Origin of the sequence: Pseudomonas sp. GZD-222 (assembly GCF_049310525.1) — a bacterium.
Classification (GTDB): domain Bacteria; phylum Pseudomonadota; class Gammaproteobacteria; order Pseudomonadales; family Pseudomonadaceae; genus Aquipseudomonas.
On record NZ_JBMOWO010000006.1, the window covers coordinates 1 to 825 of the forward strand.

The window sequence follows — 825 nt, forward strand, 5'->3', positions numbered from 1 at the left end:
TCGGGGGGTTGTTTGTGTTCCTATCGCGGGGCAAGCCTGCTCCAACAGAGCTCTCTTAATCCCGCTGGGAGCGGGCTTGCCCCGCGATAGGTTCGATCAGAACGGCGCCGGACACTCAAAGCGCAGCCGCTCACCGGTTACCGGGTGAGTAAAGCTGAGCATGCTCGCATGCAGGCACAAGCGTTCATGAGCGGCGAGGGCTTCAGGGTAGGCATACAGACGGTCACCGAGCAGTGGATGGCCGATCGACAGCATGTGCACGCGCAACTGGTGCGAGCGCCCGGTAATCGGCGTCAGTTCCACCCGGCAATGATCGCCACAGCGTTCCACGATGCGCCAAAAGGTCAGGGCATGCTTGCCCTGCTCATGGTCGACCACATGGCGCGGCTTGGTGGGCGGATCGTAGCGCAGGGGCAAGTCGATGCTGCCGCTGTCGAGTTCCGGCTGGCCCCAGCACAGGGCGGTGTAGGCCTTCTCGGTTTCGCGGTCATGGAACTGCCGGGACAGCTCGCGGTGACTGTCGGCATCGCGGGCCAGGAGGATGATCCCTGAGGTTTCCCAGTCCAGGCGATGGACGATCAGGGCATCGGGATAGCCGTTTTCCTGCAGGCGGGTAATCAGGCAATCCTTGTTGTCGTCGGCCCGGCCGGGCACCGACAACAGCAGGGTCGGCTTGTTGATCACCAGGATGGCGTCATCCTCGAAGAGGACCTGAACATTGGACAGCGGCATTGCGTATTCTCTGCAAACGCCAACGGCGTGTGGGAGCGGGGGGGGGGGGGGGTGGGGAGGGGGGGGTAGGGGGGGGGAGAAAGGGGGGGAAAA

1 protein-coding gene is annotated in these 825 nt (G+C 63.6%); it reads right to left on the minus strand.

The features are described from left to right. Positions 1 to 96: 96 nt before the first annotated feature. Positions 97 to 732: an RluA family pseudouridine synthase gene (locus ACO6VD_RS00485; protein ID WP_400174214.1), complete on the minus strand. Its 636-nt coding sequence runs from the start codon at positions 730 to 732 to the stop codon at positions 97 to 99. Positions 733 to 825: the final 93 nt, after the last annotated feature.

What these genes read in the sequence shown, in the direction of transcription:
- ACO6VD_RS00485 (WP_400174214.1), bottom strand. Translation starts at nt 732, where the DNA reads ATGCCGCTGTCCAATGTTCAGGTCCTCTTCGAGGATGACGCCATCCTG.